The organism is Streptomyces sp. NPDC107517 (assembly GCF_055582645.1).
The window spans coordinates 1-17,708 of record NZ_JBVJPM010000017.1 but is presented as its reverse complement, the minus strand read 5'-3'; the positions used below and the strand labels follow the sequence as shown (position 1 = coordinate 17,708).

Genomic DNA, 17,708 nt, shown 5'->3' with positions numbered 1-17,708 from the left:
GCGCGGTCACCCGTGCCAGGACCGCCACAGCGCCGCGTACGCGCCGTCGGCAGCCACCAGCTGGTCATGGCTGCCGAGCTCCCTGATCCGCCCCTCCTCGACCACGGCGATCACATCCGCGTCGTGCGCGGTGTGCAGCCGGTGGGCGATGGCGACGACCGTGCGGCCGTCCAGGACCCTGCCGAGCGAACGCTCCAGATTCCTGGCCGCCCGGGGATCGAGCAGCGAGGTCGCCTCGTCCAGGACCAGGGTGTGCGGATCGGCGAGGACCAGGCGGGCCAGGGCGATCTGCTGGGCCTGTGCCGGGGTCAGGGCCACCGAGCCCGAGCCGACCTCGGTGTCGAGGCCCCCGTCCAGCGCCCGCGCCCAGCCGTCCGCGTCGACCGCCCCCAGGGCCGCCCACAGCTCGGCGTCCTCGGCCCCGGTGCGGGCCAGCCGCAGATTGTCGCGCAGGGAGCCGACGAACACGTGGTGCTCCTGGTTGACCAGCGCCACGTGCGAGCGCACGCGCTCGGCGGGCATCCGGGAGAGCTCGGCGCCCCCCAACGTGACCTGCCCGGCCCGCGGCGCATAGATCCCCGCGAGGAGCCGGCCGAGCGTGGACTTGCCCGCTCCGGACGGCCCTACCAGGGCGAGCCGCGTCCCCGGCCGCACGTCGAGCGACACCTCGCGCAACACGTCGACACCTGCCCGGTACCCGAAGTGAACGTCGTCGGCCTGCACGTGCCGTCCGTCCGGCGCCACCGAGGCGTCGCCCGCGTCCGGCTCGATGTCCCGGACCCCCACGAGCCGGGCCAGCGACACCTGGGCGACCTGGAGCTCGTCGTACCAGCGCAGGATCAGGCCCAGCGGGTCGACCAGCATCTGGGCGATCAGCGCGCCCGTGGTCAGCTGCCCGACGCCGATCCAGCCCTGAAGTACGAAGACCCCGCCGATCAGGAGCACCGAGCACAGGACCGTCACATGCGTGGCGTTGATGACCGGGAAGAACACCGACCGCAGATAGAGCGTGTAGCGCTCCCACGCCGTCCACTCCTTGACCCGCTGGTCGGACATCCCCACGCGGCGGGCGCCGAGCCGGTGCGCCTCGATGGTGCGCCCGGCGTCGACGGTCTCCGCGAGGGCCGCGGCCACCGCCGCGTAGCCGGCGGCCTCCGAGCGGTACGCGGACGGGGCCCGCTTGAAGTACCAGCGGCAGCCCACGACGAGCAGTGGTACCGCCACGAGGACCGCCGGTGCCAGCGGCGGAGCGGTCACGGCGAGACCGCCGAGCAGCAGCCCCACCCACACGACGCCGATGGACAGCTGGGGAACGGCCTCGCGCATCGCGTTGGCCAGCCGGTCGATGTCGGTGGTGATGCGCGAAAGGAGATCACCGGTACCGGCCCGTTCGAGCACGCCGGGCGGCAGGCCCACCGCGCGCACGAGGAAGTCCTCGCGCAGGTCCGCCAGCATCCGCTCGCCGAGCATCGCGCCCCGCAGCCGCACCTGCCGTACGAACACGGCCTGGACGACGAGCGCGACGACGAACACGGTGATGGTGGTGCCCAGGTGCTCCACGCGCAGCCGGTCCGTGCCGTCCGAGACGTCCTGGACCAGGGCGCCGAGCAGATAGGGGCCGACCATCGACGCCACGACGGCGATCGTGTTCACACCGATGAGCAGCAGAAACGCTCGCCGGTGCCGCTGGTACAGCTCGCGGACGTAGGACCGTACGGTCGCCGGGGCACCGACGGGCAGTGTGTTCGCCGTGGTCGGGGCCGCCGGGTCGTAGGCCGGTGGCGCCAGGCCGATCATGCCGTCTCCTCGATCTCGGTGAGTTCTTCGATGCCGGGGTCGCCGATGGCGGGTTCGCCGCGCAGAGGGGTGCCACCGTTCTGGGACAGGGCCGCCGACGCCGCCTCCTCGTCGGTCTCGCGGGTCACGACGGCCCGGTACCGGGGCTCGGTGAGCACCAGTTCCCGGTGCTCACCGACCGCCGCGACCGTGCCCTCGTGGACCAGGACGACCCGATCGGCACGATCGAGCAGCAGCGGGGACGAGGTGAGCACCACGGTCGTACGTCCACGGCGCAGCGCCCGCAGGCCGTCGGCGATCCTGGCCTCGGTGTGGGAGTCGACGGCGGACGTCGGCTCGTCGAGGACCAGCGCCTCCGGGTCGGTGACCAGGGACCGCGCAAGAGCGAGCCGCTGCCGCTGGCCTCCGGAGAGCGAACGGCCGCGCTCGGTGATCCGCGCGTTCATCGGGTCGTCGTCCAGCGACGCCTGCGAGAGCGCGTCCAGTACGTCGGCGCACTGCGCCGCGGTCAGTGCCTCCTCGGGGGGTACGGATCCCGAGGAGGGGACGTCGAGCAGTTCGGCGAGCGTGCCGGACAGCAGTACGGGGTCCTTGTCCTGGACGAGCACGGCGGTGCGGGCCGTGTCCAGGGGCAGCTCGTCGAGCGGCACCCCGCCGAGCAGCACGGAGGGCAGGGAATCCGGATCCGAACCCGGATCCGGCCCGGTCCCGCTGTCCGCGTCCGTGGGGTGTCCCCCGAGCCGGTCCGCGAGCCGGCCTGCGAGGTCCGGGTCGCCGCACACCACGGCGGTGAGCAGGCCCGCGGGGGCCAGCAGGCCCGTCACCGGGTCGTACAGGTCTCCGGCCGGTGCTTCGGCGGTGCGGAGTCCGCCCGGCTCCGTGACCCGTTCGATGGAGAGGACGCGTGCCGCGCGCTGGGCCGAGGGGCGCGAGAAGGAGTACGCCATGGCGATCTCCTCGAAGTGCCGCAGCGGGTAGTTGAGGATCATCACGGCGCTGTAGACGGTGACGAGTTCACCGACGGTGATCCGGCCCTGGCGGGCCAGCTCGATGCCGTACCAGACGACCGCGATCAGCAGCAGGCCCGGCAGCAGTACCTGGACCGCGGAGATCAGGGACCACATGCGGGCGCTGCGGACGGCGGCCGTACGGACCTCCTGCGAGGCGCTGCGGTAGCGGTCGAGGAAGAGTTCCTCGCCGCCGATGCCGCGCAGGACACGCAGCCCCGCGACGGTGTCCGAAGCGAGTTCCGTGGCACGGCCCGCCTTCTCGCGCTGGTGGTCGGCACGGCGGGTGGCGCGGGGGAGGAGGGGGAGGACTGAGAGCGCGAGGACCGGCATGCCGATGGCGACGACGATGCCGAGCGCCGGTTGGTAGATGACGAGCCCGACACAGACCACGACGACGGTGAGCGCGGCGGCGGCGAAGCGCGAGAGCGCCTCGACGAACCAGCCGATCTTCTCGACGTCGCCCGTGGAGACGGCGACGACCTCACCGGCGGCGACCCGCCGGGTCAGCGCGGCGCCCAGGGCCGCGGTCCTGCGGGCGAGGAGCTGCTGCACCCGGGCCGCCGCGGTGATCCAGTTGGTGACCGCCGTCCGGTGCAGCATCGTGTCGCCGAGGGCGAGCAAGGCGCCGAGGAGCACGATCAGCCCGCCCGCGAGAGCGAGCCGAGAGCCGTTGCCGTCGACCACGGCCTGCACGGCGAAGCCGACGCCGTAGGGAAGCGAGGCGACGGACAGGAAGTGGAGGAGTCCCCAGGAGAGGGACTTGAGCTGGCCGCCGAGCTGGTTCCGGCCGAGCCAGAGCAGGAAACGGGGGCCCGAGCGGGCATCAGGCCGGCCCGGGTCGGGATACGGAAGATCGTGGATCTGCATGACGTCCCAGGGCTCGGAAGGGGGAGCGAAGTCGGGGGGTACGGATGGAACAAACCGTGCAAGGTTCGCGGGATTCAGGCACTGGAGGCAAACGGTTTTCCGCCGTGGGGCAAAGTTTCGGCCCGCGTTCGACGTCCGGGGCAGGGCCGGTCGGGGTCACCTGGTGCGTGGTGCGACCATGGACCGTATGCGTAACGCGGGTGCGGTTCGAACGGCGGTCGCTGCGGCGGCCTGCAGCGTCCTTCTCATGACCCTGTCCGCTTGCGGAGGTTCGAGCGGGGGCGACGGGACCGGGCGCGAGGCGGGGTCGGGCTCGGCCGACAATCGGCAGGAGGACCGCCCCGCCGTCGACCTCAGACGCATTCCCGACGTCGGCGATCAGCTCCAGTCGAAGATCCCGCAGAACGCGGGACAGGTCATCGCGGTCTACGGTGACGGCAAGAACTCCGGTGACTCGACCGTCGTGCTCTACACGAAGTCCGGTTCCACCTGGGACAAGACGCGCAGCTGGCCCGCGCACAACGGCAAGAAGGGCTGGACCGCCGACCATCGCGAGGGCGACAAGCGCAGCCCCATAGGGGTGTTCACCCTCACCGACGCGGGCGGGGTGCTCGCCGACCCGGGCGCGAAGCTGCCGTACACGCAGGCCGCGTCGTTCCAGGCCCCGCACTACTGGGCCGAGTCGCACTGGCACGATTTCGACTACGTCATCGCCATCGACTACAACCGGGTGAAGGGCAGCGCGCCGAACGACCCCACCCGGCCCGAGGGGCAGACCAAGGGCGGCAGCATCTGGCTCCACATGGACCACGGCAGCGGCACGTCGGCGTGCGTGAGCCTGTCGAAGTCCGGCATGGAGTACCTGCTGCGCACGATCGACCCGAAGCAGCACCCGGTCGTGGTTATGGGCGACAAGGCGTCGCTGAAGAGCTGACGCGACACCAGGCACCGGCGTCTGCCCGGCCCGGCCTTGCATCGGGCCGGCATGAGGGTGGGCGCTGTTGCGGGCGTCGCGTCCGCGCCGTACAACACCCGTCATGAGTAGACGCATCATGTCCATGCTCGCCGTGGTGACCCTCGCGGCCGGCGCCTTCGCCGGACAGGCCACCGCGGCCTCCGCCGAGCCCCCTCGCGCCGTGGCATCCGCCGACAGCCGTTCCGTGGAGCCCCAACCCACCGACCCGCCGGCCGAGTTCGGCACCGACTGGCACGACCCGATCACGGCCACACCGCCCGTGGCCAAGCCCGCCACCAAGTCCTGCCGCGTGACGCTCGCGGAGACCGAGTTCCGTGACTTCACGCCCTACAAGGGCAGTTACACCCCGCCCAAGGGCTGCGGCGACCGGTGGAGCAAGGTCGTCCTGCGCCTCGAAGGCAAGGTGAAGGGACGGCAGTTCGACCGTCTCGGCTATCTGCACATCGGCGGCGTGGAAGTCCTGCGCACCTCCACCCCCGAGCCCTCGCCCGACGGCATCGCCTGGAATGTGGAAAAGGACGTCACCCGCTACAGCGACACCCTGCGGGCCGACCAGCCGGTCGAGATGCTGATAGGCAACGTTGTCGACGACACGTACACCGGCGTCATCGAGGTCAAGGCCACTCTCACCTTCTACGCCGCCGAGCCGCACGTGAAGCGGCAGCCCGCCACGGACACCCCCGACCGCGTGCTCACCCTCGACCAGGGCAGACTCACCACCCCGCGCAACAGCGAGCGCATCGTCGCCGAGGTGTACGCCACCGGATCGGGCGGTGGCTGCGAGGAGTTCTGGTACCTGGCGGTGCCGAACGAGGTCCCGTACTCGTGCAAGGCGGACGGCGGCCCGTACCGCGAGGTGCAGATCTCCGTAGACGGCCAACTGGCCGGCATCGCCTCGCCGTTCCCGAACGTCTGGACGGGCGGCTGGTCCAACCCCTTCCTCTGGTACGTGATTCCGGCTCCCGGAGCCTTCGACGTCCGGCCCCTCCAGTACGACCTGACGCCGTTCGCCGGGCTCCTCGACGACGGCCGTCCGCACCAGGTCGACGTCTCCGTCAAGGGTGTCCCGAAGGGGCAGAGCGGCTGGAGCGTCCCGGTCAACGTGCTCGTCTGGCAGGACAGCGGGAGTTCGCACGTCACCGGCGCGCTGACCGGCCACAAGGAGACCGAGCCGGAGAGCTCGACGACGTACACGCCCGGCACGGACGAGTACCGCCTCGACGCGCTGGGCGGGCACAGGCTGACGGTGTCCGGCTACGTGAACACCTCGCACGGCCGCGTCGCCACCACCGTCACCCGCGAACTCACCAGCACGTCCACGCACCGCTGGTCCGAGGGCGAGAACAACGACGCGCTGAAGGGGACTTGGACGGATCGCCAGACCGTCGTCTCCGGCCACCACACCCTTCGCACGAACCGGGCCTACACGATGGACGGCGCCACCACGCTCGACGCGGACAACCGGCTGCGGACCGTGATCGACCTCGGTGACCGGGCCGAGACGGGGCGGGCCACGGGCTCGGGCCGCACGGCGTGGACGGTCCTCGACGACACCTACGCGGGTGACGCCTCGTACACGGCGAACGTTCCGCGTGACCAACGGCACGCTGTGGGTACCAGCCGTGAGCGATACCGTCTGACCAGCCCCGATGGCTGCTACGACCGCGAGCTGGCCACGGCACAGGGTGCGCTGACGGTGGACCGCAGGCACTGCTGAGGGCAGGGCCGCAGGTACCGGCGCCGAGGTCTTGGAGCAATATCCAAGATTTACGCCGATGTGACATCGGGGTCTTCTACGGAAGCCGCTACTCCGACATAGTGACGCTTCGCGGAACAGGAATTGGAATCCAACTTCCGCATAGCAGAATCCGCACAAGTCACTGACGTTGCTCCGGAGGAATGCCCCGTGCCGCAGTCCGTACCGTCCCTACCGCGACGCGCCGCACGCGTACTACGTACCTCGTTGTTCGCGCAGGTCGCCTGCGCACTCGTGATCGGAGTCGTCGTCGGACGGCTGTGGCCCCACGCGGGCACAGCCGTCCAACCGCTCGGCGACGGCTTCGTTCGCCTCATCAAGGCGATGATCGCGCCCCTCGTCTTCTGCGTGGTCGTCGCCGGAATCACCAAGGCCGGAGACCTCAAGGCCTTCGGCCGCATCGGGCTCAAGGCCCTCCTGTGGTTCGAGGTGGCGACGACCGTCGCCCTCGTCGTCGGCCTGCTCGCCGGAAACCTGGCGGGTCCCGGCGTCGGCATGAACGTCGATCCGTCCAAGCTGGACGCGTCCGCCGTCGAGGACAAGACAGGCGGCGGCTCGCTCCCGTCCACCGGCGACTTCATCCTGCACTCGCTCCCCGACAGCGCGGTCGGCGCCTTCGCCGAGAACTCGCTGCTCCAGGTGCTCGTCCTCGCCTGCCTCGTGGGAGCCGCACTGCTGCACCTCGGCAACACCAAGGTCCCCGCGATCCTGCCCGCCATCGAACAGGGTCAGGAAGTGGTCTTCGCCGTCGTCGGCTTCATCATGAAGCTGGCCCCGCTCGCCGTGTTCGGCGCAACGGCGCACCTCGTGGGCGAGTACGGCCTCGGCGCCCTGTCGACGTACGGCAAGCTCATCGGCGTCTGTTACGCCGTCGCCGTGATCTTCCTCGTGCTCCTCGGCCTCGCCATGAAGGCGGTCACCGGACTGAGCCTGTGGAAGTTCGTCCGCTACACGCGCGAGGAACTGCTCCTCGCGCTCGGCACCGCCTCCAGCGAGACGGTCATGCCCCGCATGATGCAGAAGCTGCGCCACGCCGGCTGCCGCGACGACGCCGTGGGCCTGGTCCTGCCGACGGGGTACTCATTCAACCTCGACGGAGCGTCGATCTACCTCTCCATCGGTACGTTGTTCATCGCGCAGGCCGTCGGCGTGGACCTCTCGCTCGGCCAGCAGATCACCGTCGTGATCGTCCTGATGCTCACCAGCAAGGGCATGGCGGGGGTGCCCGGTTCGGCCTTCCTCGCGCTGTCGGCCACCGCGTCCGCACTCGGGGTCATCCCGGCGGGCGCCGTCGCCCTGCTGCTCGGCGTCGACCGCATCATGGACGCCATGCGCGTCTCCACGAACCTGCTCGGCAACTGCGTGGCCGTCTTCGTGGTCTCCCGCTGGGAAGGCGCGCTCGACATGGCCAGGGCCAAGAAGGTATTGGGTGGCGAGATCGCGTTCGTACCGGAGGAGGACCGGGCCGAGCCGGTCAGGTCGCCGGAGCTCGCGAAGCCCCAGGACCCTGAGTCCGCTGCGGAGACGGTGGGCTGAGCCCGGGTGGGGGCCCGGCGGCAAGCGCGCCGCCGCCGGGCCCCCGCGCCGTCTCAGGCCTCCTCGGGCTTCTCGGAATCCGCCCCGGGCCGCGCCTTCTTCCACATCCCGCGCGTGAAGTCGGGGATCGCCTGAGGCGCCCCCTTCGCCTTGATGGACAAGTGGCTCAGCGGCACCGGCGACGTCCACGTCGCCGCGTCGTACACATCGAAGTCCGGTACCAGGCCAACCCGCAGACACTGCATCAGACGGAACACCATGATGTAGTCCATGCCGCCGTGGCCGCCCGGCGGGTTGGAGTGCTCCTTCCACAGCCAGTGATCGAAGTCGGTGTACTTGGAGAAGTCACCCCAGGAGTCGTTCGTGTGGTCCGGCTCTATGTAGATCCGCTCCGGGTAGTCCTCGAACACACCCTTCGTGCCGCCGAGGCTGTTGATCCGCGAGTACGGGTGGGGCGTGGACACATCGTGTTCGAGCCGGATGACGCGCCCCTTCGCCGTCTGGACCAGGCTGATGGTGCGGTCCGACTCGATGTACGTCTCCTTCCAGCTCGGGTCGCCCTTCGGCATATGGGCCTCGCGGTACTGGGCGAGGCCGAGCGAGGGCGTGCCGAAGCTGGAGATGTGCGTGACGCGGTCGCCGCGGTTGATGTCCATGTAGTTGGCGACCGGGCCGAAGCCGTGGTTGGGGTACAGATCGCCGCGCAGCCGCGTGTGCCACAGCCGCCGCCACGGGCCCTCGTAGTAGTCGGGGTCGAACATCAGGCCGCGCAGGTCATGGTTGTATGCGCCCGCTCCGTGCAGCAGGTCGCCGAACTTGCCGGCGTGCGCCATCCGCAGAACCCGCATTTCGTTCCTGCCGTAGCAGCAGTTCTCCAGCTGCATGCAGTGCCTGCGGGTGCGCTCGGAGAGATCGACCAACTCCCAGAGCTGGTCGAGCTGGAGGGCGATCGGACACTCCACACCGACGTGCTTGCCGTTGAGCATCGCCGTCTTGGCCATCTCGAAGTGCCAGTCCCAGGGCGTCGCCGCGTACACGAAGTCGACGTCGCCCCGCTTGCACAGGTTCTCGAAGTCGTGGTCGCCCTTGGTGTACGTCGCCGGGGCCGGCTGGCCCGCGGCCGTCACCTTGGCCGCCGCTCTCGCGGTCTTGTCCTTCACCGGATCGCAGAGCGCGACCACTTGGACGCCTGGGATCGCCAGGAACAGGTCGATCATGCTGCCGCCGCGGTTGCCGAGCCCGATGATGCCGACCCGCACGGTGGAACGCCCCTCGAAGGGCACGCCGACCATCGTCACGCCCTTCCGGGCCGGAGCCCCGGCGGCCGTCGCCCCGGCCTGCCCGGCCCCGCTCCGCCCGGCCTCGGCCTGCCCGCCCGCGGCCTGCGCCGTGCCACCGGTGAACGCACCGAGCCCGAGCCCCGCCCCGGCGATGCCGGCCGTCCGCAGGACGGACCTGCGGGACTGCGCGGCGGCGTCGTGTTCGGGGTGCTCGGGCTGCTCGTGGCTCGCGTCGGGTGCCGGTGTCGCGTTGTCGTCGTGCATCGGACCTCCATCGATGGGTGGGTGCGCTGCAAGCGCTTGCCACCCTGGAGGGGGACGACACGGGGACGCAAGGGGCAGAAGTGGTCAGGGAGTTGGACTTTTCTTTACGGAGTCTTTGGGACCTGCGGGTAGCGGCGAGGCGGAATTTGGCGTGACAAGACCCTTGGGGCTGGGCGTGATTGACCTAGGGACGCGTCGCGCGCTCCAGCTCCACGAGCACGGAGTAATAGCTGCGGCCCGTCGCGTGATCCATGCCCACCTCGCACATCCGGTTCGCCGACAGATGCGCGTCGAAGTCGCGGGCGGTCACCTCGGCCGCCTCCTTCAGGGTGGCCGACTCGGTGAGCTCCTTGTGGAGCATGCCTCGGTCGCCCGCGAACGCGCAGCACCCGGCGTCGTCCGGGACGACGACCTCGTCGGCACAGGCCTCGGCGACGGCCCGCAACTGCGCCACATCGCCGAGGTGTTCCATGGAGCACGTCGGATGAAGGACCGCCGAACCCACCCTCCGGTGCACCGTCAGGTGCGGCAGCAGCTCGTCCGCCGCCCACACGATCGAGTCGACGATGGTGAGCTCCTTGTGCAACTCCCTGTTGTCGTCGGTCAGATAGGGAACGACCTCATGGGCGATGCCGAGCGTGCACGACGAGGCGTCGACGACGAGCGGCAGTCTGCCGCCGGCGGTCCAGCCCCAGGCCGCCTCGACGATCCGGTTCGCCATGACGGTATTGCCCTCGTCGTACCCCTTCGAGTGCCAGATGGTGGCGCAGCACGTCCCCGCGACATCGTCCGGAATCCAGACCGGCCGTCCCGCGCGCGCGGACACGGCGACCATGGCCTGCGCGAGGGACACGTCTCCGGGGCTGCCGAAGATGCGGTTCACACAGGCCGGGTAGTAGACCGCGGCAGCCCCCACGCGCGCGGTGCGCGGGAGCTTCCGCGCGGCGGCGGCGGGGATCTCCGGCAGCCACTCCGGTACGAGGTCGGGGCGGACGGCCTTGCGGGCGGCCTGGGTCACGGAGGTCAGGAGCCGGTCGCCGATCTTGCCGGCGGCCGCCACGGCGAGCCGCGCCGACGCCTCGACGGCCTTGAAGTTCCTCGCCGTGAAGGCGGCCACCTTCTCCTCGCGCGGGGTGTGCCGCGCGTGCCGGAACTCCTTCATGAAGGCGCCCGTGTCGATGCCGACCGGACACGCCAGCTTGCACGTCGAGTCGCCCGCGCACGTGTCCACGGCGTCGTACCCGTACGCCTCGACAAGCCCGTCCTCGACCGGCGAACCGGACGGCTGGCGCATCATCTCGCGGCGCAGGACGATCCGTTGGCGTGGCGTGGTCGTCAGGTCCTCACTGGGACACGTCGGCTCGCAGAAGCCGCACTCGATGCACGGGTCGGCGATCAGCTCCACCTTGGGGATCGTCTTGAGGCCGCGCAGATGGGCCCTGGGATCGCGGTCGAGGACGATACGCGGCGCGAGGACGCCGTCCGGGTCGATGACCTGCTTGGTGCGCCACATCAACTCCGTGGCCTTCGCGCCCCATTCGAGCTCCAGGAACGGCGCGATATTGCGCCCTGTGGCGTGCTCGGCCTTGAGCGATCCGTCGAAACGCTCGACCGTGAGGCGGCAGAACTCGTCCATGAAGGCGGCGTACCGCTCGACGTCCTCGGGCCTGCCCGCGTCGAAGGCGAGCAGGAAGTGCAGATTGCCGTGCGCCGCATGACCGGCGACGGCGGCGTCGAAGCCGTGCCGCGTCTGGAGTTCGAGGAGCGCCTCGCACGCCTCGGCCAGGCGCGAGGGCGGCACTGCGAAGTCCTCGGTGATCAGCGTCGTCCCGGAGGGGCGCGATCCGCCGACCGCCGTCACGAACGCCTTGCGTGCCTTCCAGTAGCCACCGATCGTCTTCGCGTCCCGCGTGAACGTGTTGGTCACCGAGGCCACGGGCGCCACCAGTTCGAGCCCTTCGAGCACCTCGGCGGCCGCCGCCTCGTAACGCTCCTGGGCGGCCTCGTCCGGCGCGCGGAACTCCACCAGGAGCGCCGTCGTCGACTTGGGCAGGCTCGCCCAGTCGGCGGGCACCCCCTCCACGCGCACCGAGGCCCGCAGCGTATTGCCGTCCATCACCTCGACGGCGATCGCGCCCGCCTCGTTGAACAGCGGGACCGCCGCTGCCGCCGCGGGCAGCGAGGGGAAGAACAGCAGCGCCGTGGAGACCATCCGGTCGAGGGGCAGCGTGTCGAACACGACCTCGGAGATGAAGCCGAACGTCCCCTCGGACCCCACCATGAGGCCGCGCAGGATCTCCACGGGTGTCGCGCCGTCCAGGAAGGCATCCAGGCGGTAGCCGTTGGTGTTCTTGATCTCGTACTTGGCGCGGATGCGGGCGACGAGCTCCGCGTCGGCCTCGATCTCGCTCTTGATCTCCAACAGACCTACGCAGAGGGCCGGTTCGGCGTGCTCGAGGAACGCTTCGGCATCGGGGTCGGCCGTGTCCACCACGGTGCCCGAGGGCAGCACGAAGGTGAGCGAGGCGACCGTCCGGTACGAGTTCCTGGTGGTGCCCGCCGTCATGCCCGAGGCGTTGTTGGCGACGACCCCGCCGATGGTGCAGGCAATGGCGCTCGCCGGGTCGGGGCCGAGCACTCGCCCGTGCCGCGCGAGCGTGATGTTGGCGCGCACGACGGTCGTACCGGGGCCGATCCTGGCCCGCTCGCCGTCTCCGATGACCTCGATGCCCGCCCAGTGCTTGCGGACGTCCACGAGGATGTCCTCGCCCTGTGCCTGCCCGTTGAGCGACGTGCCCGCCGCCCGGAAGACCACCTCGCGGCCCTTGCCGTGCGCGTACGACAGGACGGCCGACACGTCGTCGACGTCCTCGGCGACCACCACGACCTGCGGCACGAAACGGTAGGGACTCGCATCCGACGCGTACCGCACGAGGTCCGAGATGTGCGTGAGGACCTTGTCCGCCCCCAGAAGCCCGGACAGCTCGGAGCGGAGCGGCTCCGGGGTCCCGCCGGCCTGCGCGTCCGGCACCCGGTCGGGCGCCGGACCTCCCGCGTGCGGTCCCGGGCGCAGCGCTTCCGGCTTCGGCTCCAGCAGGGGCATGCTTCTCCAACCTCTCCTCGGCTGCTGTCGGCCGTGGGCTAACAGCGGTGGTCGTGCGGCGTCTCGAACAGCGCGTTCATCAGGACGCCCAGCTGGGCGCGCTGGTCGGGGCTCAATGGAGCCAGGATGTCCTCTGCGGCGGTCCTGCGCGCGCTGCGCAGCTCACGCAGCGCCTTGCGGCCCAGTTCGGTGAGCTCGATGCGGATCACCCTGCGGTTCGTGGGGTCGGGCACCCGGCGCACCAGTTCGGCCGTCTCCAGACCGTCGACCAGGGTCGTCACGGCGCGGGGCACGACTTCGAGGCGCTCGGCCAGGTCGGCCATCCGCGGCGGGGTGTCGTAGTGCACGAGGGTGCGCAGAAGCCGGGACTGGGCGGGCGTGATCCCGACCGGCTCCAGATAGCGCTTCTGGATCCGCTGCAGCCGCCGGGTCAGGCGGAGCAGCTGCTCCGCGAGAAGGCCGTCGGCGTCCGGGGTACTCATGTGCGGAACAATATCAGGACCTTGTTCATTGTGAGTATAGGTAACAATGAGCTATGCTCCCTGAGACCTTGAATCACGACTCGTAGGAGGCTCATGCGTCACGACGAACCCGGCTGGACGCCGTCGCCCTCCGACACCACGTCGCCGGAGCCGCGGCAGATGCGCCGCATCCTGGCCCTCTTCCGTCCCTATCGCGCCCGCCTCGCCCTGGTCGGCCTGCTCGTCGGCGCCGCCTCGCTCGTCTCGGTCGCCACACCCTTCCTGCTCAAGGAGATCCTCGACACCGCGATCCCGCAGGGCCGCACGGGGCTGCTCAGCCTGCTCGCCCTGGGCATGATCCTCAGCGCCGTCGTGACCAGCGTCTTCGGCGTCCTGCAGACCCTGATCTCCACGACCGTCGGCCAGCGCGTCATGCACGACCTGCGCACCGCCGTGTACGGCCGGCTCCAGCGCATGTCGCTCGCCTTCTTCACCAGGACCCGCACGGGCGAGGTCCAGTCCCGCATCGCCAACGACATCGGCGGCATGCAGGCGACGGTCACCTCCACCGCCACGTCCCTGGTCTCGAACCTCACCAGTGTGGTCGCCACCATCGTGGCGATGGTCGCGCTCGACTGGCGGCTCACGGCCGTCTCGCTGCTCCTGCTGCCCGTCTTCGTGTGGATCAGCCGTCGCGTCGGCCGCGAGCGCAAGAAGATCGCCACGGAACGCCAGAAGCAGATGGCCGCGATGGCCGCCACCGTCACCGAGTCCCTCTCCGTGAGCGGCATCCTCCTCGGCCGCACGATGGGCCGCGCGGACTCGCTCACCCGCTCGTTCGCCGACGAGTCCGACCGGCTCGTCGGGCTCGAGGTCCGGTCGAACATGGCGGGGCGCTGGCGCATGGCCGTCATCACGGTCGTCATGGCCGCCATGCCCGCCGTCATCTACTGGGTCGCGGGCGTCGCGCTCCAGCTCGGCGGCCCCTCCATCTCGATCGGCACCCTGGTCGCCTTCGTCTCGCTCCAGCAGGGCCTGTTCCGGCCGACCGTGAGCCTGCTCGCCACCGGCGTCCAGATCCAGACCTCGCTGGCGCTCTTCCAGCGCATCTTCGAGTACCTCGATCTGCCGATCGACATCACCGAGCCCGAGCGGCCCGTCCGCCTCGACACGATCAAGGGCGAAGTCCGCTTCGAGGACGTCGAGTTCCGTTACGACGCCGCCGACGGCAAGAGCGCGGCGATACTCGACGGGATCGACATCACCGTCCCCGCGGGCGGCAGCCTGGCCGTCGTCGGCCCCACCGGCTCCGGCAAGTCCACGCTCAGCTACCTGGTGCCGCGTCTGTACGACGTCACGGGCGGGCGCGTCACCCTCGACGGGGTGGATGTGCGCGACCTGGACTTCGACACCCTCGCCCGTGCCGTCGGTGTCGTCTCCCAGGAGACGTACCTCTTCCACGCCTCGGTCGCGGAGAACCTCCGGTTCGCCAAGCCCGACGCCACCGAGGAGGAGCTGCACGCTGCGGCCAGGGCGGCCCAGATCCACGAGCACATCGCCTCCCTGCCCGACGGGTACGAGACCGTCGTCGGCGAGCGTGGCCACCGGTTCTCCGGCGGCGAGAAGCAGCGCCTCGCCATCGCCCGCACGATCCTGCGCGACCCGCCGATCCTCATCCTCGACGAGGCGACGAGCGCCCTGGACACCCGCACCGAGTTCGCCGTGCAGGAAGCCATCGACGCCCTGTCGGCCAACCGCACGACCGTGACCATCGCCCACCGGCTGTCCACCATCCGGGGTGCCGACCAGATCGTCGTCCTGGACGGCGGGCGGGTGGCCGAGCGCGGCACCCACGAGGAGCTTCTGGAGCGGGACGGTCGCTATGCCGCCCTGGTCCGCAGAGACTCCCAACTGGAGCCCGCGAGTCCAGCCTGATCCAGACGAAATGCTCTGGGCCGTGACCGGGCATGCGGGTGACGCCCAAGTGGAGCCACCGAGGCTAAGATATGCCCGGTTTGTCATCCTCTGCGGGTTAGCGTTCGGCCATGCTGAACGAGACTCCGCAAAGGAGCGCGACACGACTGACGCGCCGGGGCCGCGCCTCACTGATCGCTGGTGGAGCCCTCGTGGCGGGGGCCGCCGCAGTGGTGGTGCCGCTCCTGCTCCCGCACCACGGGGGCGGTGACAAGCGCCCGCAGACGCTGACCGTCCCCGAAGGCTGGCGCGCGGGCCAGGTCTACGAGGCCCTGGACAAGGCCCTCGGTGTCCCGGCAGGCACGAGCAAGAAGGCCGTCCCCAAGGCCGGCCTCAATCTCCCGGGGGACGCGGGGGGAAACCCGGAGGGCTACCTCTTCCCGGCGACGTATCCGATCAGCGACAAGTCGACTCCGGCGGGCCTGCTGTCCTACATGGTCAACACGGCCAACACGAAGTTGAACGGCAGCCAGGTGACGGCGGGAGCCGAACGGGACTCGGTGAACCCCTACCAGACCCTCACCATCGCGAGCATCGTCGAGGCCGAGGCGGCCACCAAGGAAGACATGGGGAAGGTGGCCCGCGTCATCTACAACCGGCTCGACCGCGGCATGCCGCTCCAGATGGACTCGACCATCAACTACGGGCTCAACCGCTCCACGCTCGACACCACGACCAAGGACACCCGGGCCGAGAACCCGTACAACACCTATATCCGGATGGGGCTGCCGCCCACCCCCATCGCCAACCCCGGGGCCCAGGCCATGAAGGCCGCGATCAGCCCGCCGCAGGGGGACTGGGTGTACTTCGTGACGGTCAAGCCCGGCGACACCCGCTTCACGGCGGACTTCGACGAACAGCAGAAGAACGTCGCGGAGTTCAACAAGCTGCGCGCGAGCGGCAAGCCGTCGTCCGACTGAACGGTTCGCGACTGACGCGCCCGCGACTGATCGGGGCGCGCCTGATCGCACGCCGCCTGATCGGGCCGCGCCGGAGCGTCACGTTCGGGAGCGTCAGGCGGCGACCGGCGCCCCGGCCAGCAGGCGCTTGATGTCCCGTACGGCCGCGCGCCCCGCCCGGTTGGCGCCGATGGTGCTGGCCGAAGGCCCGTAGCCCACCAGATGGATCCGCGGATCGGCGACCACCCGGGTGTCCTCGGCCTGGATGCCGCCGCCGGGCCCGCGCAGCTTCAGCGGTGCCAGATGCTCGATCGCGGGCCGGAAGCCCGTCGCCCACAGGATGACGTCCGCGTCGACCCGCCGGCCGTCGTCCCACTCGACGCCGGACGGCGTGATCCGGTCGAACATCGGCAGCCGGTCGAGCACACCGTCGGCGCGGGCCTGCCGGATCGCGTCGTTCAGCGGCAGCCCCGTCACCGACACCACGCTCTGCGGGGGCAGCCCTGCCCGGACCCGCTCGTCGACGAGGGCGACCGCCGCGCGGCCGAAGTCCTCGTCGAAGGGCCCCTCGTTGAAGACGGGCGGCCGGCGCGTCACCCAGGTCGTCGCGGCCGCGTACGGTGCGATCTCCATCAGGTGCTGCGTCCCGGATGCCCCGCCGCCCACCACGATCACCCGCTGTCCGCGAAACGCCTCCGGGCCCGGGTAGACCGCGGTGTGGAGCTGACGCCCGCGGAACGTCTCCTGCCCCGGGTAGCGCGGCCAGAACGGCCGGTCCCAGGTGCCCGTCGCATTGATCAGCGCACGCGTCGACCACGTCCCGGCAGACGTCTCGACGAGCAGCCTCCCTCCCCCAAGGGCTCCGACAGGCTCCGTCCAGGGGGGACCCCCACCCCCCTCGCGTACGGCGCGCACATCGACTGGACGCAGTACCCGCAGGTCGAACGTCTCCTCGTACGAGGCGAAGTACGCCGCGATCACCTCTGACGACGGCCGGGCCGGGTCCGCGCCGGTCAGTTCCATGCCCGGCAGCGAGTGCATGCCGTGCACCCTGCCGTACGTCAGCGAGGGCCAGCGGAACTGCCAGGCGCCGCCAGGGCGCGGGGAGTGGTCGAGCACGACGAAGTCCCGCTCCGGCTCGAAGCCGGCCCGGCGCAGGTGATAGGCGCTGGACAGTCCCGCCTGCCCAGCGCCTACGACTACCACGTCGACCTCGCGTACATCCGCTGTGTCCCGCACCCCGATATCGTTCACGCTTCTACTAACTGCACCGGGGTCGTGGATCTTCCCGCAGGGACCGCGCGACGACTCAGCGGCCCCCGGCGACCAGAAGCGGCGCGCCTCGGACGCCGGACCCCGTGAGCGGGGACGCCGGAATCCGCGGCAGCAGCCCGCGCGCCGCCAGGTCCGGGATCACGCCCTCCCCGAACCAGTACGCCTCCTCCAGATGGGGGTCTTCAACTGCTTGCCGTCGAAGTCGGGTAAGTGAGCGTAACCATGTACGAGTGAGTGTCGTTGGCAGAGCATGAATCTCACGGAATGGGCGAAGACGCAGGGCGTGCATCCGCAGACCGCGTATCGCTGGTTCCGCGAGGGGACGTTGCCGGTACCGGCCCAGCGGGTCGGCCCGCGCACGATCCTCGTGAACGTGGAGGCCAACGCCGGGCCCGAGGCGATCGGCGGGCTGGGTCTGTATGCCCGCGTCTCCTCACACGATCAGAAGGACGATCTGGAGCGTCAGGTCGCCCGGCTGGCCCGGTGGGCTGCCACTGCAGGTCACCACGT

12 protein-coding genes and 1 pseudogene are annotated in these 17,708 nt (G+C 70.4%); 6 read left to right on the top strand and 7 right to left on the bottom strand.

Features of this window, described 5'->3' with window-relative positions:
* Window positions 1-6: 6 nt before the first annotated feature.
* Together ACZ67T_RS31450 and ACZ67T_RS31445 are read right to left on the bottom strand one after the other, a co-directional pair.
* Entirely contained in the window at window positions 7-1,797 is a 1,791-nt protein-coding gene (locus ACZ67T_RS31450) for an ABC transporter ATP-binding protein (RefSeq protein WP_469988389.1), read from the bottom strand.
* Window positions 1,794-3,674 carry an ABC transporter transmembrane domain-containing protein gene (locus ACZ67T_RS31445; protein ID WP_469988388.1) on the bottom strand — a complete coding sequence of 627 codons (1,881 nt, stop codon included), beginning with the start codon at window positions 3,672-3,674 and terminating at the stop codon, window positions 1,794-1,796. The genes ACZ67T_RS31450 and ACZ67T_RS31445 overlap by 4 nt, the downstream gene beginning before the upstream one ends.
* A gap of 187 nt (window positions 3,675-3,861) precedes the next feature.
* Here ACZ67T_RS31445 and ACZ67T_RS31440 point away from each other — a divergent pair, with 187 nt between their 5' ends.
* The 3 genes from ACZ67T_RS31440 to ACZ67T_RS31430 all read left to right on the top strand — a co-directional run bounded on the left by ACZ67T_RS31440 (window position 3,862) and on the right by ACZ67T_RS31430 (window position 7,942).
* The gene (locus tag ACZ67T_RS31440) at window positions 3,862-4,608 is read left to right on the top strand and encodes a L,D-transpeptidase family protein (RefSeq protein WP_469988621.1); all 747 of its coding nucleotides are present in this window, start codon (window positions 3,862-3,864) and stop codon (window positions 4,606-4,608) included.
* Window positions 4,609-4,711: 103 nt separating this feature from the next.
* Window positions 4,712-6,367: a peptide-N4-asparagine amidase gene (locus ACZ67T_RS31435; RefSeq protein WP_469988387.1), complete on the top strand. Its 1,656-nt coding sequence runs from the start codon at window positions 4,712-4,714 to the stop codon at window positions 6,365-6,367.
* A 189-nt stretch (window positions 6,368-6,556) separates the two neighbouring features.
* Window positions 6,557-7,942 (top strand): cation:dicarboxylate symporter family transporter, encoded by a 1,386-nt coding sequence (locus ACZ67T_RS31430; protein WP_469988386.1) that lies wholly within the window; start codon window positions 6,557-6,559, stop codon window positions 7,940-7,942.
* A 53-nt stretch (window positions 7,943-7,995) separates the two neighbouring features.
* Here ACZ67T_RS31430 and ACZ67T_RS31425 read toward each other — a convergent pair whose 3' ends face one another.
* The 3 genes from ACZ67T_RS31425 to ACZ67T_RS31415 all read right to left on the bottom strand — a co-directional run bounded on the left by ACZ67T_RS31425 (window position 7,996) and on the right by ACZ67T_RS31415 (window position 13,071).
* Window positions 7,996-9,486 carry a Gfo/Idh/MocA family protein gene (locus ACZ67T_RS31425; RefSeq protein WP_469988385.1) on the bottom strand — a complete coding sequence of 497 codons (1,491 nt, stop codon included), beginning with the start codon at window positions 9,484-9,486 and terminating at the stop codon, window positions 7,996-7,998.
* Between the two features lie 184 nt (window positions 9,487-9,670).
* Complete coding sequence (locus tag ACZ67T_RS31420; RefSeq protein WP_469988384.1) at window positions 9,671-12,589, bottom strand: FAD-binding and (Fe-S)-binding domain-containing protein; 2,919 nt, start codon at window positions 12,587-12,589, stop codon at window positions 9,671-9,673.
* Between the two features lie 38 nt (window positions 12,590-12,627).
* Window positions 12,628-13,071, bottom strand: a complete 444-nt coding sequence (locus ACZ67T_RS31415; RefSeq protein WP_469988383.1) for a MarR family winged helix-turn-helix transcriptional regulator — start codon at window positions 13,069-13,071, stop codon at window positions 12,628-12,630.
* Window positions 13,072-13,164: 93 nt separating this feature from the next.
* On the opposite strand from ACZ67T_RS31415, the gene ACZ67T_RS31410 reads away from it, so the two are divergent.
* Both ACZ67T_RS31410 and mltG read left to right on the top strand, forming a co-directional pair.
* Window positions 13,165-14,985, top strand: a complete 1,821-nt coding sequence (locus ACZ67T_RS31410) for an ABC transporter ATP-binding protein (RefSeq protein ID WP_469988382.1) — start codon at window positions 13,165-13,167, stop codon at window positions 14,983-14,985.
* A 110-nt stretch (window positions 14,986-15,095) separates the two neighbouring features.
* Window positions 15,096-15,944 carry an endolytic transglycosylase MltG gene (gene mltG, locus ACZ67T_RS31405; protein WP_469988381.1) on the top strand — a complete coding sequence of 283 codons (849 nt, stop codon included), beginning with the start codon at window positions 15,096-15,098 and terminating at the stop codon, window positions 15,942-15,944.
* 93 nt (window positions 15,945-16,037) lie between these two features.
* Here mltG and ACZ67T_RS31400 read toward each other — a convergent pair whose 3' ends face one another.
* The gene (locus ACZ67T_RS31400; RefSeq protein ID WP_469988380.1) at window positions 16,038-17,162 is read right to left on the bottom strand and encodes an NAD(P)-binding domain-containing protein; all 1,125 of its coding nucleotides are present in this window, start codon (window positions 17,160-17,162) and stop codon (window positions 16,038-16,040) included.
* A 70-nt stretch (window positions 17,163-17,232) separates the two neighbouring features.
* Window positions 17,233-17,376, bottom strand: a pseudogene (locus ACZ67T_RS31395) (alkanesulfonate monooxygenase); the annotation flags it as partial.
* 72 nt (window positions 17,377-17,448) lie between these two features.
* On the opposite strand from ACZ67T_RS31395, the gene ACZ67T_RS31390 reads away from it, so the two are divergent.
* Window positions 17,449-17,708 (top strand): recombinase family protein (locus ACZ67T_RS31390; RefSeq protein WP_469988379.1); only part of this gene is annotated, 260 nt, incomplete at its 3' end.